Here is a 15649-nt window from a genome sequence, read left to right as displayed (position 1 = left end):
ATTATTTATTTCTATTTTCTAAGTAGTCTGCAATTGCGGCTACGTCTTTGTCACCACGTCCAGATACGTTAACGATAATTACTTTATCTTTATCTAGTTTTGGAGCGCGTTTAATCACTTCTGCAAGAGCGTGTGAACTTTCGATTGCTGGGATAATTCCTTCTGTTCTAGTTAATAGAAGTAAAGCATCGACAGCTTCATCATCAGTTGCGCTTACGTATTCAGCACGTTTTGCATCTTTTAGGAATGAGTGCTCAGGTCCGATACCTGGGTAGTCTAATCCTGGAGAGATTGAGTAAACAGGTTTTACTGAACCATCTTCGTTGAATAGTGCGTAAGTTTTCATACCATCAACAACACCAACAGTACCAAGTGTTAGTGTTGCTGCGTGACGATCTGTGTCCAGACCACGTCCAGCGGCTTCAACTCCTAGTAATGCTACTTCTTTGTGAGGGATGAACTCAGCGAAAGCACCGATCGCATTAGATCCACCACCTACACAAGCTACTACTAAGTCAGGAAGACGTCCTTCTTTTTCTAGAATTTGACGTTTTGCTTCTTTACTGATAACTTTTTGGAAATCTTTTACGATAGTTGGGTATGGGTGAGGTCCTACTGCAGATCCTAGTACGTAGAAAGTATCATCGATGTTTTCAATCCATGCTTTGAATGCAGCGTCAACAGCTTCTTTAAGAGTTTTTTCTCCTTCTTGAGCTGCGTGAACTTTTGCTCCTAGCATTTCCATTCTAAATACATTTAATCTTTGTCTTTCTACATCAAGAGCTCCCATGTAGATTTCACATTCCATACCGAATTTTGCAGCGGCAGCAGCTGTAGCTACACCGTGTTGACCTGCCCCTGTCTCAGCGATAACTTTCTTTTTACCCATACGTTTCGCAAGTAAAATTTGGCCGATAACGTTGTTAAGTTTATGTGCCCCAAGGTGGTTTAAATCCTCACGTTTAAGATAGATTTTCGCTCCTCCAAGGTGGTTTGTTAAAGTTTCAGCGTAGTATAGTGGTGTTTCACGTCCTGAGTAATCTTTTAAGTAGTGAGCATACTCTGCTAAAAATTCTTCGTCATCTTTGTATTTATCATAAGCTGCTTCTAGTTCATCAAGGGCTTTTTGTACAACTTCAGGCACGAAGCTTCCTCCAAATTCTCCAAAGTATCCTTTTAAGTTGTTTAAGTTATTTTCTAAGTTTGTCATAATTGTTTATTTCCTTTCAAATTATCTATAAGATTATTTTGCTTTTTGTATTTTACCCTAAAAAGAAAAGACCGTATAGAATTCTATACGGCCCTTTTGCGAAATTTAAAACGATTTTTCTACAGCCGACATAGACACTTTTTAGAGTACACTAAAGTTGCGCCTACGTCATAAAAACATACACACAACATTATCTACGCCAGTTTTGCCAAGAGTTTAAAGTTGTTGTTTGTTTCATTTGTAGTTCCTCCTTCTCGTTTTTGTTGTTTTTATTATACACATTATTTTTTTAGAATGCAAGTCTTTTTTAAAAAATTTTTAAATTTTTCTGACAATTCACACAAGTAGCCTATTGTAACAAGATTCTAAAGGAGTGTTTACTTAAAATATATTAAGAGATGATTAGGAATGTTCAAGATTGTAGTTCTTTCTACCTAAAGCATTGCAAAAGTGGTATAATATAAAGGTGAAAAATTTAAGTATGGAGGTGCAATTTGAAATTATCGGTATTAGCCAGCAGTAGTAGTGGAAATAGTATTTTTATAGAGCATAATAATTTTAGATGTTTAGTAGATGCTGGACTGACTGGGAAAAAAGTAGTAGAGAACTTAGCGCGAATAGAGCGTGATATTAAAGATATAAATGCAATTTTTGTAACTCATGAGCATATAGACCATATTAAAGGAGTGGGGGTACTGGCAAGAAAATATAATATTCCGGTATATGCCAACGCGCTTACTTGGCAGAATATGACAAAATGCGGTGAGATTAGTTCTGACTTAAAATTTCATTTTGAAAAAGAAGAAAGCAAGATTTTTGATGATGTAGTTGTTAATAGTTTTGGAGTTAGTCATGATGCGATTAATCCGCAATTTTATACTTTTGAGTGCGATGGAAAAAGGGTGAGTATTCTTACAGATACGGGATATGTGTCTGATAAGATGATAAATTATGTAAAGGATTCGCATACGATTGTTTATGAGAGTAATCACGAGGAGAATGTGTTGCTGAGTGGACCTTATCCATGGACTACTAAACAGCGTATATTATCAGATATGGGGCACTTGTCGAATACAGACTCTGCTAATTATCTGACAAAAATAGTAGGAGATAACACGAAGAATGTCTTTTTAGCCCACTTAAGTGAGCAAAATAATACGAAGGAACTGGCTCGTATGGCAGCTGATATGACGCTTAAACACAAAGATATAGATTGTGTTCTAGAAGCAGATAAGACAATAGATTGTAATGATAAAATAGTCATAATGGATACTGATCCAGCAATTCCGACTAAGATAATAGAAATATAATAAGAAATAAGATCAACCTATATAAAATTTCTTCCAATAGAATTAGCTTTAGAGGTTGATCTTATTTTTTCTACTATATAAAATGAATTATCATATTGAGTAATTTTTATATGAAAATGAGAGCCTTTTCTGTAAATAGTCAGAAAATTCTAGTTTTTTCGCATAGAATTTTTGCTTTTTTATTGCTTTTTTTCTAAAAATTTTATAATATAGTATTATGTCGTTTTTAAAGAGATATGATTTATGAAAAAAGTTTTAATTTACAAAACAAGTCATTCTTTATAACGAAATAAGATATAAAAAGAAAATAAATGAAATGAAGTTTAAATTTGTATTTATTATTGATGAAAGTTATTGGAAGGAGATAGGCGAATGGAAAAACTATTAGAGATTAAAAATCTAGAGACAGCATTTAGAATCAAAGATGATTACTTTAATGCTGTTGATAAAGTTAGTTTGGACCTATATAGAAACGAAGTATTAGCTATCGTAGGAGAGAGTGGTTGTGGTAAGTCTACATTAGCGACAACTATCATGCGTCTTCATAATGAAAATCTAACGAAGTCTACTGGAGAAATTATTTTTAACGGAAAAAATATATTAGATTTAACAGAAGATGAGATGAATAAAATTAGAACAAAAGATATTGGGATGATCTTCCAAGATCCTCTTTCTTCATTAAACCCACTACACAGAATTGGGAAACAAATTGAAGAGGCTCTAATTTATCATACTGAACTAAGTGCAGAAGAAAGACAAAAACGTGTTATTGAGTTATTAACACAGGTTGGTATTCCAAATCCTGAACGTTGTGCAAAACAATATCCACACGAATTATCTGGTGGTATGCGTCAACGTGTAATGATAGCTATGGCGATGAGTTGTAAACCAAGTGTTCTTATCGCTGATGAACCAACAACAGCTCTAGATGTTACAATCCAAGCGCAAATCTTAGACCTTATTAAAGGACTTCAAGCAGAGATGCATGCTGGTATTATCCTAATTACGCACGACCTTGGGGTAGTTGCTGAAATGGCGGATAGAGTAGCCGTATTATATGCCGGAGAAGTAGTAGAAATCGGAACAGCAGAGCAGATCTTTAAAAATCCACAACACCCATATACTCGTAGTTTACTACGCAGTATTCCTCAAATTGATGATGAAGATGCGGATGATGAACTTTATGTTATTCAAGGAATGGTTCCTTCATTAAAAACTCTAGACAGACAAGGATGTCGTTTTGCAAACCGTATTCCTTGGATTAAAGATGAACATCATGAACATAATCCAACTCTACATGAGGTAGAAGAAGGACATCATGTGCGTTGTACATGTTATAAAAACTTTAAATTTGAAGGGGAGGAGAACAATGCTTAAAGTTGAAAATCTAAAAGTACATTATCCTATTCGTGGTGGATTTTTCAATACAATAAAAGATTACGTTTATGCAGTAGACGGTGTTGATATTGAGATTGAAGCGGGGAAAACGTATGGGCTAATCGGAGAAAGTGGTAGTGGAAAAACTACTGTAGGTAAAGTTGTTTTAGGTTTAGAAAAAGCAACTGATGGACAAATTATCTATAAAGATGAAGATGTTATTAAAAAAGCAGCACGCAAAAAAATTAATTATAACCGTGATGTTCAAATGATTTTCCAAGATGCAATGTCTAGTTTAAACCCTAAAAAACGTATTATAGATATTGTTGCAGAGCCTATTAATAATTTTGAAAACTTATCTGAAGAAGATACAAAGAAACGTGTTTTAGAGTTGTTAAATATTGTTGGTATGGGTGAAGAAGCTATGTACAAATATCCATTTGAATTCTCAGGTGGACAACGTCAACGTATCGGGGTTGCACGTGCGATTGCATGTAATCCTCGTCTAATTGTAGCTGACGAACCAGTATCTGCTCTTGACCTTTCGGTTCAAGCACAGGTTCTAAACTTCATGAAAAAAATTCAAAAAGACTTTAATATAAGTTACCTATTCATTTCTCATGATCTTGGAGTTGTTAAACACATGTGTGATTACATTTATATCATGTACCGTGGTCGTATCGTAGAGCGTGGAACACGTGAAGATATTTATAATAATCCACAACACATTTATACAAAACGTCTTATTGCAGCTATTCCAAGTACTAACTTAGATAAAGCTAAAGAAGTAAAAGAGATAAGAAAAGCTGTTGAAGAAGAATATCAAAAACATTATAACGATTACTTCGACAAAGATGGACGAGTATATCCACTTAAGAAATTAACAGAAACACACTATGTAGCAATGAAAGGAGGAGAAGTGTAATGTGGAAAGTAGTTTTAAAACGATTTTTAGTAATGATACCACAGTTATTCATCCTTAGTGTACTAGTGTTTGGTCTAGCTAAACTTATGCCTGGGGACCCGTTTAGTGGTTTAGCAGAAAATCCAAAGATTTCTCAAGAGCAAATTGAAGCGATTCGTCAAGCAAGTGGATTTTATGAGCCTTGGTATCAACAGTATCTAACTTGGTTGAATAATTTTATGCATGGAGATTTCGGATTAAGTTATACTACTGGTAAATCAGTAGGAACACTTCTTGGAGAAAGAATTTTCAATACATTCAACCTGTCATTATTTACAGCGGTAATCATGTATGCAATCGCAATTCCTATGGGAATGTATGCAGGGCGTTATAACGGTTCTAAATTTGATAAATTCGTAAACTTTTATAACTTCTTTTTCCTAGCGATTCCATCATTCGTATTATACTTATTCATGATCGCATTATTCGGTTTTGGTTTAGGATGGTTCCCAACGAGTGGATCTGTAGATGTTAACCTTGATCCAGGAACATTCACATACTATATTAACAAACTAGAACACTTAGTGTTACCTGGTATCTGTTTAGCCTTACTATCAACTGTATCAACTGTTCAATATTTACGTAATGAAGTTATCGATGCAAAACAAAGTGATTATGTAAAAACAGCTCGTTCTAAAGGTGTACCAGTTAAAAAAGTTTACTCAGGACATATCTTCAGGAACTCTATTTTACCAATCGCAGCATTCTTCGGATTCTCTATTACTGGATTATTCAGTGGTGGTATCTTCGTAGAAACAATCTTCGGTTACCCAGGAATGGGACAACTGTTCTATCAAAGTATTCAAGATAGAGACTATAGTGTTGTTACAACATTAATGTTATTCTCTGGATTCTTAACACTACTTGGTAGTACATTAAGTGATATTATCATGGCAATTGTAGACCCACGTATTAAATTGGACTAGGAGGAAGTTGAACAATGACAAAAGCAAAAGAAGAAAAAGTTATAACTAAAACTCCTTCTGGGTTTTCAGTTGTAGCTCGTGAGTTTAAAAAAGATAAAGGTGCATTTGCAGCTTTAATTACACTAAGTGCTATCTTAATTTTCGTAGTACTTTTCAATATTTACATTCGTGTAAGTGGTGTATATAGTACTTACTTTGATGTAGATTTATTAAATATTTTCTTAAAACCTGGTGAGGATGGATTCTTATTAGGTACAGACGTAGGTGGTCACTCAGTATTTGGATGGCTAATGATGGGAATGCTTAACTCTATTCTTATCGCAGTGGCAGTAACAGCAATTACAATTGGTTTTGGTACTGCAGTAGGATTAGTTATTGCTTACTACGGTGGACGTGTTGATAATATTGTTATGCGTTTTGTAGATTTTATGGTAATTATCCCAACATTGATGGTAATCATAGTATTCGTAAGTATTAAACGCGATTACGGTCTAGTACTGTTCATCTTGATTTTATCAGCATTCGCATGGATGGGATCAACTCGTTTAGTGCGTAGTAAAGCTTTATCAGAATCACGTCGTGATTATGTTCTAGCTTCGAAAACTATGGGTACACCTGATTGGAAAATTATGCTAAAAGGAATCTTACCTAATATCAGTTCTATAATTATAGTAGAAGCTACGTTATCATTGGCGGCTAATATGGGTATTGAAGTAGGTCTAACATATCTTGGATTTGGTCTTCCAGCAGGAACACCAAGTATCGGTACTATGTTATCATATGCAAAAGATGCGGATGTACTTATTAATAAAATGTACATTTGGCTACCAGCAGCCCTTGCAATCTTAGTTATCGTTTTATGTATTAACTCTATCGGTGGAGCATTAAGACGTAGTTTAGATGCTAGACAAAGATTATAATTTAAAAAGTCATGTAGAAATATTTTCTACATGACTTTTTACTATTTTGAAGATATGAAATTAGCAGCATATTTTTTATCTAAGATATTACACAGTAAGTTTGCTTTAATTAGGACAGTAGTACTGATTGTTTTTATTTTGAGATTTTAAAACTATTTGATATTTTAATTATAAATGATATAAGTATTTTTTATAATTTGAAAAATTAGTATGAAGAAAATAGCTATGTGTGGGGATGAAACAGTAGGAAAAACTCCATTGATACAGAAAATTAAAATTGTTTAAATGAATTGAAAGTAAAATTAGCTAAATATAACGAATTAAAGGGAAAATACTGTAAAATTATCTGACAATTACTTGACTCATATAAATTTCTTTGGTATAATTGCTAAAAATAATATTTATAAGAAAGGCTGTACACAATACAGCATGGAGGATAAGATAATGGAAAAGAAAAAAATGTTAAAGGTAGTTAGTTCAGCTATGGCTCTCACAATGTTACTTGCAGGATGTTCAAGCGCAAGTAACAATTCTAAGGGAACAAAGGCAGCTGTAGAGTTTAAGACAGCTGTAGATAATGGTGGAAATGCACTTAGTGGCCAACAACTTAAAATTGGCATTGCTTCTGCTGATCCACTAACAGGGATGTTTAACCCAGTATTTTATTTACAATCAACAGATTATGATGTAATGAAATATACAATGGCAGGAGCGTTCCCACTTGACGATGCAAACCGTCAAAAACAAGATGATAAAGAAGCACCGGTTATGTTTCATGTAGATCGTGAGAAAAAAGAAGTTACATTAACTATTCATAAAGATCTTAAATGGAGTAACGGAGAAGACGTAAAAGCGGACGATATCGTTGCGACTTATGAACTTATGGGGAATCCTAAGTATACAGAAAACGTTCGTTATAGTGATGAATACGAAGTAATTGAAGGTATGAAAGACTACCACGATGGAAAAGCTAAAAACATCTCTGGTGTAGTTAAAAAAGACGACAAGACTGTAGTACTTAAGTACAAAGAAATTAAGCCAGCATTATTATGGGGTAATGGATTCGTTGCAGAATTCTTAAATAAATCTCAAGTAGAAGCTGCATCAAAAGACTTCACTAAATTTGCTGAAGCAGACTTAAATAAAAAACCATTATCTTATGGACCATATTACTTAGATAAAGTAGTAAACGGGGAAAGTGTATTAGCGAAAGCGAACCCTTATTACTACAAAAAATCTGAAGTGAAAATTCCAGAAATTCAATTCAAAGTTGTATCACCAGCTCAAGCAAGTGCTGTTCTTAAAAACGGTGATGTAGACTTAATGGATAGTTTGACTACAGGTATCTGGGATGGTACTAAAGATGCTAAAAACGGAACAATCTTAGGAGAATCTGATTACTATGTATCATACGTAGGATTCAAACTAGGTAAGTTCAACAAAGAAAAAGGTGAAGTAGAAGTAGATCCAAATGCTAAAGCAGCTGACAAACGTGTACGTCAAGCATTCGGTTATGCGGTAGATTGGGATCAAATTAATGAAAAAATCTATAAAGGATTACGTTTCACACCAACTGGTTCTGGATTCTATCCACCAATCGTTAAAATGTTCTACAACAAAGATGGTGAGAAATATACTAAGGACGTAGAAAAAGCGAAAAAACTTCTTGATGAAGCAGGTCTTAAAGATACTGACGGAGACGGATTAAGAGAAGATAAAAACGGTAAAAAACTTACATTCAACTTCGCTATCCGTAACGTAGGTCAAGACTTCGACCAAACATTAGCTGATACATTCGTTAAATCTTGGAAAGAAGTAGGATTAGATGTTAAATTAGTAGACGGAAAACTTATGTCATCTAAAGACTGGTCTCAACGTGTGCAGGCAGATGATCCAGGAATCGATATCTTCCAAGGAGCTTGGGGATTAGGAAGTGATCCAAATCCAGGTGGATTTGTAAGTAAAACTTCACCACTTAACTTACAACGTTACACAACAGAAGAATTAGAAAAATCATTAACTGCAATGGGAAGTAGTGATATGTTTGATGATGCTAAACTTAAAGAAGCATATCAAAAATTTGATAAACAATTCAGAGAAGAAGCTGCTTGGTTACCATTCAGCTGGCAACAATCAATGACATGGGTTAACAAACGTGTTAAAGCATTTGATTTAGCGAAACTAAAAACTGGTGAGCAAAGAATCTACAAATTAGAATTAACTGCTGACGCACCAGCGAAAAATTAATTTAGCTTAGGAATGAGATTTGGCTAAGGGCACTTAGTTAAAACTCCCCCTAATAAACTTATATTTCATTTTATTTTCAATTAACTTTGAGAGGAACGGAAAATTAGAGTTTCATAGAAATTTTTAATTTACCTCCTCTCACATTTGAAAGGTGAATATATAGTTTATATTATAGAAATATTAATTAAAAAATAGATATAACTTAAAATATATTGATTTAAAGGATATAAGTTCCTTAGATTATACTAATTAAATATGTAGAGCTACAATTTTACATAGATTTAAGGCGAAGTATCGTGCTTTAATGTAGAAGGATACTTCGTCTTAAATTTTATTTTTATTAGTTATCAACAATTTAAAGTTATATTGGAGGAAAAAATGAAGAAAAATAAATTTTTAAAAGTATTCAGTTCAGCAATGGCGCTATCAATCATTCTTGCAGGATGTTCAACATCATCAAAATCATCAAAAGATGGTAAACCAGCAGTAGAATTTAAAACATCTGTTGATAATGGAGGAAGTGCAGTAAGTGATTCTGTGCTGAAAGTTGGTATCTTAAGTGCAGATCCATTAACAGGGATGTTTAACCCAGTATTTCACCTGCAAGCAACGGACAATGCAGTAATGGAAGATACTATGGCACACACATTCGCTTTTGATCATTCATATAAATTAAAAGAAGATGATGAGGAAGCACCGGTTAAGTTCCATTTAGATAAGGATAAAAAACAAGTAACACTTACTATCCGTAAAGATTTAAAATGGAGTAATAATCAAGACGTAGTTGCGGACGATATTATCGCAACATACGAACTTATGGCTAATCCTAAGTATAAAGATAATATTCGTTATAAGAGTGAATTTGAAACAATAGAAGGTCTAAAAGATTATCATGAAGGTAAAGCTGAAAAAATCTCAGGTCTTACTAAAAAAGATGATAAAACAGTAGTTATTCAATATAAAGATGTAAAACCAGCTCTTCTTTGGGGAAGTGGATTTATAACAACATTCCTTAATAAAGATCAAGTAGCTGCAGCATCAAAAGACTTCAGCAAATTCGTAGAAGCGGAATTAAATACAAAACCATTATCTTACGGACCATATTACTTAGATAAAGTAGTAAATGGAGAGAGTGTACTTGCTAAGCAAAATCAATACTACTACAAAAAAGATGATGTAAAAGTAAAAGAAATCCAATTCAAAGTAGTTGCACCAGCTCAGGCAAGCTCTGTAATTAAAAATGGTGAAATTGACTACATGTCACAAGTAACTCCGAATGTATGGAGTGCGGTAAAAGATTACTCAAATGGAACATTACTAGGACAACCAGATTTCTATATTTCATATGTAGGATTTAAGCTAGGTACATGGGATAAAGAGAAAAATGAAGTTAAAGTAAATCCTAATGCGAAAGCAGCGGATAAACGTGTACGTCAAGCATTCGGTTATGCGGTAGACTGGGATCAATTAAATGAAAAGATCTACAAAGGACTTCGATTCACACCTACAAACTCAGGTATTTATCCAACACGTTCAGAAGATTACTACGATAAAGATGGATTCAAGTTCAAAAAAGATGTAGAAAAAGCGAAAAAACTTCTTGATGAAGCGGGGCTTAAAGACGTTGACGGAGATGGATTAAGAGAAGATAAAGATGGTAAAAAATTAACATTTAACTTTGCTATCCGTAATACAGGTCAAGACTACGATCAAACTCTTGCTGACGCATTCATTAAATCATGGAAAGAAGTAGGATTAGATGTAAAACTAGCTGATGGAAAACTAATGTCATCAAAAGATTGGACACAACGTGTAACAAGTGATGATCCATCTATTGATTTATTCCAAGGGGCATGGAGCTTAGGTACTAATCCTAACCCAGCACGTTTACTAAGTGATAAAGCTAAAGTTAACTATCAAAGATATATGAGTGATGTGCTTAAAAAAGACTTAGAAACAATCAACTCTAAAGAAATGCTAGATGATGCTAAGCGAAAAGAAGCATACAAGAAATTTGATAAAGACTTTGCAGAAGAAGCTGCGTGGTTGCCATTTAGCTGGAGTACAGATATCACATGGGTAAATAAACGTATCAAAAACTTTGATGTTAAAAAATACGCTTATGGTGAACAAAAACTATATGCATTAGAGCTTACTAATAAAGATAGTGCTAAAGGATAATTTAAAAATTTCATATTAAGTTTATGTTGAAAGAAGGATTACTCAAGAAATAACTTGAGTAGTCCTTTTTTATATAAGAAAATAAATATATCAATTTAACAAAATTTTGAGGAAAATAATTAGTTTATGGAAGCTGAATATCCTTGATATGTAAGTAAAGTAAAAGATATGTATGTTTTGTAAATAATAATTTACAAGATAGTTTATTGATATTAAATTTATGTTTTTAAAGAAACGAACAGAAATTTAAAAAAAGAATTTTGTTATTTTTATATTATTTTCTGAAAATTCACTTGACTTATTTTTAAAATAATGTTAAACTTATTTCATAAATAATTGAAAATAAGTTCTTATATATCATGGAGGAAATAAAATGAAAAAGAATAAGTTTCTTAAAGTATTTAGTTCAGCGATGGCTCTTTCAGTAATTTTAGCTGGATGTTCAACATCAAGTAATTCTGGAAGTAAAAACGCTCCTAAAGCAAAAGTAGAATTTAAAACAAGTTTTGATAACGGTGGATCAGCTGTAGATGGTGCTACATTAAAATATGGTATCTTATCAGCTCAGCCATTAACAGGTCTTTGGAACCCTGTATTCTCAGATAAAGCAGAAGACCAATACGTAAACCAAGCAGTTATGGGTGGAACATTCCCTGCTGATGAAGAAGGACGTGTTGTACAAGATGATGCTGATGCAGCGGTTAAATTCCACTTAGATCGCGATAAAAAAGAAGTTACATTAACTATCCACGATGGTGCTAAATGGAGCAATGGTGAAGCATTCACATCAAAAGACATCGTAGCTACATACGAACTTATGGGTAACCCTAAATTCACTACAAACACTCGTTACAATGACGCATACGAATTTATCGAAGGTATGAAAGAATACCACGCTGGTAAAGCGAAAAACATCTCAGGAATCCAAGTTAAAGATGACAAAACTGTAGTAATTAAATACACTGATGTTCGTCCATCATTACTATGGGGAGAAGGTTTAGTTACTGACTTCTTAAACGCTAAACAAGTAGAAGAAGCTTCTAAAGACTTCGCTAAATTCGCTGAAGCAGACTTAAACAAAAAACCATTATCATATGGTCCTTACTACATCACTAAAGTAGTAAACGGAGAAAGTGTTCTTGCTGAACAAAACCCTCACTACTACAATAAAGATAAGATGAAACTTAAAAAAATCGAGTTCAAAACAGTAGCTCCAGCTCAAGCTAGCCAAGTAATTAAAAATGGAGAAGTTGACTATATCGATAGCGTTACTCCAAGTGTTTACGAAGGAGCAAAAGACATCAAAAACGGAACATTCTTAGGTGATACTTCTCGTTACATGTCATATGTAGGATTCAAACTAGGTAAATTCGACAAAGAAAAAGGTGAAAACGTAGTTGATCCTAACGCTAAATTAGCTGACAAAAACTTACGTCAAGCATTCCTATATGCAGTTGACCGTGACCAAATCAATGAAAAAATCTTCAAAGGATTACGTTTCACTCCAACTGGATCTGGTATGTACCCAGCAGCTGTAGGTAAATTAGTAAACGAAAACGCAACTGCAGCTAAAAAAGATGTAGAAAAAGCTAAAAAATTATTAGACGATGCAGGATACAAAGATAAAGATGGTGACGGACTACGTGAAGACAAAAACGGAAACAAACTTTCATTCAACTTCGCAATCCGTAATACAGGTGCTGAATATGATCAAGCATTAGCAGACGTATTTGTTAAATCTTGGAAAGAAGTAGGATTAGATGTTAAATTAGTAGATGGAAAACTTATGTCTCCAAAAGACTTCTCTCAACGTGTACAAGCAGATGATCCATCAATCGATATCTTTCAAGCTGCATGGCAATTTGGAACAAACCCTAACCGTCAAGAGTTACTAGGTAAAAAAGCTCCATTAAACTTATACCGCTACACTACTGAAGCATTCGAAAACAGCTTCAAAGCTCAAGGATCAGCAGATATGTTCGACGAAGCTAAATTAAAAGCAGCTTACAACAAATTTGACACAGAAGTAGCTGAAGAATTACCATTCTACCCATTAAGCTGGGATACAAGTATCACATTCTTCAACAAACGTGTTAAATCATACGATTTAGCTAAAGCTAAGAAAAACCAATTCAAACTTTATGACATTGAGTTAACAGCTAACGAAGGTGCTAAATAATAAAAACTAAAATGCGACATAGATAACTTAGGTTGTCTATGTCGTTTATTTTTCAAATTTGAAAGAAAATTCAAAAAACTCTTGATTTTTTATACAATTAGTAGTAAAATAAATACAATAAAAGTACAAAAGATTTTTCATAATAACTAAAATGAAAGACTTAATGATTAGGAGGACTACCATGAAACAAAATTTCAATATTCAATCTTGGCAATGGCGTAGATAATATTGTGTGTATGTTTTAACGACATAGACACAATTTTAGCGTGCTCTAAAAAGTGTCTATGTCGGCAAGGTAGGAAATTTGTAATTATACAATGTACTAAAAATTCGATAGTGCCGCATAGTGAAATAAACTATGCGGCATTTTTCTCTTTTTAGAGTAGGTTAAATATATAAACTTCTTAAAATTAACACTATTATTCAGGAGAAAATTAACTATGAAACAAAGAAAAATATTATCAGTATTCAGTTCTGTATTTGCATTATCAATTTTATTAGCAGGATGTTCTACAGGCTCAAATAGCAGTAATCAAAATCAAACTAAAGCAAAAGTAGACTTCAAAGTATCTGCGGATAATGGAGGAAATACAGTCAAGGATGCTACATTCAAATATGGAATACTAACAAATAGCCCATTTGTTGGATTATTTCACCCAGTACTACACGCTAACAAGGCTGATGGAGTTATTACAGAAACAGTATTCGGAAAAACTTTCCCAGTAGATGATGCGTTGAAATATAAGTTAGATGATAAGGATGCATCTGTAAAATTACACATAGACAAAGATAAAAATGAAGCAACCTTAACGATTCACGATGGTGTGAAATGGAATAATGGTGAAGATCTTACATCAAAAGATATAATTGCTAGTTATGAACTACTAGGGAATCCAAAATACACAGAAAATGTAAGATATAACGGTTCATTTGAGCTTATCGAAGGTATGAAAGATTATCACGAAGGAAAAGCTAAGACAATCTCAGGTATTCAAGCAAAAGATGATAAAACAGTAGTTATTAAATATAGTAAGTTATCACCTTCAATGTTATGGGGAGATGGATTCATTTACGCATTCTCTAACGCAAAACAAATCGCAAAAGTAACTGACTTTGCAAGATTTGGAGAAGCTGAATTAACAAAACGCCCATTATCATACGGTCCTTATGTAATAACTAAAGAAGTACAAGGTGAGAGCGTTATAGCTGAGGCTAACCCATACTACTATAAAAAAGATGAGATAAAAGTTCCTAAAGTTGAATTTAAAGCAGTAGCACCAGCACAAGCGAGTCAAATACTTAAAAATGGTGAAATAGATTACCTAACTGATATTAACACAACAGTTTATGAAGGATTAAAAGATGCGAAAAATGGTGAGCTGTTAGGACAACCATCTTCATTCATGTCATTTGTAGGATTTAAATTTGGTAAATATGACAAAGAGAAAAAAGAAAATGTACCTTTAGAAAATACTAAATTCAATAATAAAAATGTAAGACAAGCCTTCTTATATGCAGTTGACCGTGATCAAATCAATGAGAAAATCTATAAAGGCCTACGCTTCACACCAACAGGCTCAGCTCTATATCCACCAACAGTAGGAAAACTAAGAAATGAAAAAGCAACTGTTGTTAAAAAAGATGTAGAAAAAGCTAAAAAACTATTAGATGAAGCTGGATACAAAGATGTAGACGGAGATGGATTAAGAGAAGATAACAAAGGGAATAAACTAATATTCAACTTTGCCTTCCAAGGTGGAAATAACTACGACCAAGCCTTAGCCGACACATTTATTAAATCATGGAAAGAAGTAGGTCTAGATGTTAAATTACTAGATAATAAGCTAATGGGTAAAAAAGAATGGGATCAACGAGTACTAGGAGATGACCCAGAGATCGATTTATTCTTAGGTGCAGGTCACCACGGCTCAGACCCTAGTCGTCAAGAACTATTCGGACGCCAGTCACAATTCAACTACTTTAGATATACTAGCGATAAAATCGATGAAGCCTTCAAAGAGCAAAGATCAGATGAAATGTTTGATGATAATAAATTAAAAGAAGCATATAACAAATTCGATGACTTAATCGCAGATGAATTACCATTCTTTGGACTAAGCTGGGATACAGAAATCACATATGTTAACAAGAGAGTAAAACATTTCAATGTTGAAGATTTCACAAAAGGACGTTTAAGCGTGGAAAATCTAGAACTAACAAAAGAAGCTCCTGAAAAATAATATATAGTGATTGAATATGAAGTTTAATCAGAAAAAATATAAATAAAACCTCGTTTTATTAGATTATTATGACGTGTATAATTGTTTAGATTGTA

General features: G+C 33.4%; 10 protein-coding genes. 9 read left to right on the top strand and 1 reads right to left on the bottom strand.

The annotated features are described in order from the left end of the window. Position 1: 1 nt before the first annotated feature. On the bottom strand, positions 2-1210 hold the full coding sequence (trpB, locus tag ACWOBP_RS03435) for a tryptophan synthase subunit beta (protein ID WP_455337468.1): 1209 nt from the start codon (positions 1208-1210) through the stop codon (positions 2-4). A 494-nt stretch (positions 1211-1704) separates the two neighbouring features. On the opposite strand from trpB, the gene ACWOBP_RS03430 reads away from it, so the two are divergent. From ACWOBP_RS03430 to ACWOBP_RS03390, 9 genes are all read left to right on the top strand, one after another. Next, positions 1705-2520, top strand: coding sequence for an MBL fold metallo-hydrolase (locus ACWOBP_RS03430; protein ID WP_455337467.1), 816 nt, complete (start codon positions 1705-1707; stop codon positions 2518-2520). A gap of 372 nt (positions 2521-2892) precedes the next feature. After that, positions 2893-3897 carry an ABC transporter ATP-binding protein gene (locus tag ACWOBP_RS03425; protein ID WP_455337466.1) on the top strand — a complete coding sequence of 335 codons (1005 nt, stop codon included), beginning with the start codon at positions 2893-2895 and terminating at the stop codon, positions 3895-3897. Beyond that, positions 3890-4822, top strand: a complete 933-nt coding sequence (locus tag ACWOBP_RS03420; protein ID WP_455337465.1) for an ATP-binding cassette domain-containing protein — start codon at positions 3890-3892, stop codon at positions 4820-4822. The genes ACWOBP_RS03425 and ACWOBP_RS03420 overlap by 8 nt, the downstream gene beginning before the upstream one ends. After that, on the top strand, positions 4822-5787 hold the full coding sequence (opp4B, locus tag ACWOBP_RS03415) for an oligopeptide ABC transporter permease (RefSeq protein ID WP_455337464.1): 966 nt from the start codon (positions 4822-4824) through the stop codon (positions 5785-5787). The genes ACWOBP_RS03420 and opp4B overlap by 1 nt, the downstream gene beginning before the upstream one ends. 14 nt (positions 5788-5801) lie before the next feature. After that, the gene (locus tag ACWOBP_RS03410; RefSeq protein ID WP_455337463.1) at positions 5802-6707 is read left to right on the top strand and encodes an ABC transporter permease; all 906 of its coding nucleotides are present in this window, start codon (positions 5802-5804) and stop codon (positions 6705-6707) included. A 444-nt stretch (positions 6708-7151) separates the two neighbouring features. Continuing rightward, positions 7152-8954 (top strand): ABC transporter substrate-binding protein, encoded by a 1803-nt coding sequence (locus ACWOBP_RS03405; RefSeq protein WP_455337462.1) that lies wholly within the window; start codon positions 7152-7154, stop codon positions 8952-8954. Positions 8955-9332: 378 nt separating this feature from the next. After that, on the top strand, positions 9333-11135 hold the full coding sequence (locus ACWOBP_RS03400; RefSeq protein WP_455337461.1) for an ABC transporter substrate-binding protein: 1803 nt from the start codon (positions 9333-9335) through the stop codon (positions 11133-11135). A gap of 373 nt (positions 11136-11508) precedes the next feature. Continuing rightward, positions 11509-13314 (top strand): ABC transporter substrate-binding protein, encoded by a 1806-nt coding sequence (locus ACWOBP_RS03395; protein ID WP_455337460.1) that lies wholly within the window; start codon positions 11509-11511, stop codon positions 13312-13314. Positions 13315-13754: 440 nt separating this feature from the next. Continuing rightward, a complete protein-coding gene (locus ACWOBP_RS03390; RefSeq protein ID WP_455337459.1) occupies positions 13755-15554 on the top strand; it encodes an ABC transporter substrate-binding protein in 1800 nt (599 codons plus the stop codon). Positions 15555-15649 lie beyond the last annotated feature (95 nt).

The organism is Gemella parahaemolysans, from assembly GCF_053758945.1.
This window is presented reverse-complemented; position numbering and strand designations above follow the sequence as displayed.